Below are 2,733 nucleotides of genomic sequence, written 5' to 3' on the forward strand. Positions count from 1 at the left end.
ACCCTGAACGCAATCAAGGAGAACAAGCTTAACATTGTGTGGCAAAAAGAGATCCTGACCACCACGGACAATTGCCACCCCGATCCCGCAGAATCATGCCAATCCAGTGAATGGCACAACGGCATATCTATTTTCGTCCTTAAAAAACAGTAACAGCGCCCCTAAGGTTCAGATTCTTTCAAACAAACCGGAGACTGTTACGCGTATGAAAATAGGACTGCAGACATGGGGAAGTGACGGGGACATCCGGCCTTTCATGGCCCTGGCCGGCGGTTTGAGTACTGCCGGCCACGATGTGACCGTTGCCTTCACCAGCGTGGATAATAAAGAGTATTCATCCCTGGCCTGTGCCATGAACTTCAAATCGGTGAACGTCAATAAAGTCATCAACTATACGGCCCAAGATCTTACGGAAATGATCAAGCCCAGAAGCAACCTGAAACAGAAAATCCTGGTGTTAAAAACATTTTTCGAGCCGGTGGTGGATGAGATGTATGCGGCTTCCCTGGCGTTGGGCCGGGAGAATGACCTGGTCATCAGCCACGCGGTTACCCACACCCTTTTGACGGCGGCTGAAAAATACAACCGTCCAAGGGTGGTCCTTGTATTATGCCCCATTGTCACCCGCACGGCATATGCGCCGCCCATTGGCCGGCCAAACTTCGGTAAACTAATCAATACCCTGCTGTGGCGGTACGAAGATTACGTGACCGGCAAAAAATGCTATCCGTCGGCCAACACCATCCGTGCCAAAGAGAGACTGCCCTCCATCAAAAGTTTCCAGGAACAGGCATACATGTCAAAAGACTTGACATTGATTGCCGCCAGTCCCTCAATCTGCGAAAAACAGCCGGACTGGCAGGACAATATCCAGATTTGCGGATTTTTCGATGTGCCGTGTTCCGCTGAAAAGGTCGATGTGCCGGATGAATTGCAAGCCTTTCTGAACGCGGGCGACCCGCCGGTCTACATGACCTTTGGCAGTTTAACCCAGTATAACCTTGAACAGGCCACCCATTTAATGGTAAACGCCCTGAAACACTCCGGGCGGCGGGCCATCATCCAATCGGACTGGGATCATCTCCCCAAAATCCCGGACAGCCCCAACATATATAAAATAAAAAGAATCCCCCATCACGGGATTTTTCCCCATTGTTCACTTGTGGTGCACCATGGCGGGGTTGGCACCTCACACACCTCGTTACGGTGCGGATGCCCGTCGGTGGTCGTTGAACACGCTGTTGATCAAATTTATTGGGGCCAACAATTACACCGCATCGGCGTGGCTGGAGAACCGCTCCACAAAAGGTCGGTCACGCCCGAAAAACTTGCCTGTGCAATGAATGCCGTATTGAATTGTCCCGGCATGATGAAAACGGCGAAAGCCATCGGCGCAGCCGTAAAAAACGAACAAGGGGTCCGAAGGGCTGTTGAGCTGATCGAAAACAGATTCGGCTAACGCCCTCCGGCAAACAAAATCCCCCCCAAAAAATTGCATAAAAAAGGTTCCATAAAAATTGGGGGGTAACATTACAAATTTGGAGAACCGCCCGTGACACCCCCCATTGTTTTCATGTATTCCGGCCAGGGAGCCCAATATTACCACATGGGAAAACAGCTTTTTGAAACTGATGATACCTTCCGCACCTGGTTTCGCCGGTGCGACGAAATTGTCGCCCCCCAGATCGGCGCATCCCTGGAGGACCTCATTTACAGGGAACGCAAAGACAAATACGCCCCCTTTGAGCGCACCCTTTACACACATCCCGCAATTGTTGCCTTTTCATACAGCCTGACAAAATGCGTCACGGCGCGGGGCATCCAGCCGGATATACTGCTGGGTTACAGCCTGGGAGAATGCATCTGCGCCATTATTGCGGGCGCCACCAGCCTGGAAAACGGGTTAACCATGATTGTAAACCAGGCCAAAGCCCTGGAATCCGACACTGAACATGCCGGCATGATGGCGGTGCTTCACCATCCAGACATCATGGAACACAGACCGGAGCTTTTTTCCGGTACCTGGCTGGCCGGTCATAATTTCGACGGCCATTTCGTGGTAACAGGCCGCCGGCCCGCACTGGAAAAAATCGAACACGCCCTGCGCAATGACGGTATTACCACCCAAATACTGCCCGTCACCCACGGATTCCACTCCCCCCTTGTGGCACCTCTTGAAGCCCACTGCAAAGCAGTCAAGAACCTGGCCCCCTTTAAAATGCCAGTGGTTTCCACACTCAATAAAGGCCGGTTGCAGGCATTAACCGGCGACCATATCTACAACGTTCTTCGGAACCCTGTCCTTTTTTATGATACAGTCCAGGCATTGGAGGCCGGCAATTCCTACACCTATATCGATCTGGGTCCGGCCGGCACCTTGAGTACCTTTATAAAATATGCCCTGCCCCCGGACTCCAGGTCCCTTGCCCTGACCTGCGTGAACCAGTTCGGCCGGGACCGGATCACCATGGATAAAATGTTCGCGGCCGTTGGAAAGGCCTGACGTGGGGTATCTGAAAATTCCCTGACTTGGGAAATGTTACTCCTATACCATGGCCATCATTTGAAACGGTTTAATGCCAAATTTAGAATTGCTGGTAATGGTTCCCTGATCCGCCGTCAAAAAAATAAAAAACCCCGTTGAACTTGATGGATCAAGCAGATAGAGTATTTGTGCAACCAAAAACCTATCACCAACGGGGTGAAACAAACTATGACACAAGGCGTGTTACC

General features: G+C 51.4%; 2 protein-coding genes. Both read left to right on the forward strand.

The features are described 5' to 3' along the window. Nucleotides 1-205: 205 nt before the first annotated feature. Nucleotides 206-1,459, forward strand: a complete 1,254-nt coding sequence (locus AB7U36_RS21965; RefSeq protein ID WP_428161734.1) for a glycosyltransferase — start codon at nucleotides 206-208, stop codon at nucleotides 1,457-1,459. Nucleotides 1,460-1,552: 93 nt separating this feature from the next. Next, entirely contained in the window at nucleotides 1,553-2,503 is a 951-nt protein-coding gene (locus AB7U36_RS21970) for an acyltransferase domain-containing protein (protein ID WP_428161735.1), read from the forward strand. Nucleotides 2,504-2,733: the final 230 nt, after the last annotated feature.

It is taken from the genome of Desulfobacter sp., assembly GCF_050177295.1.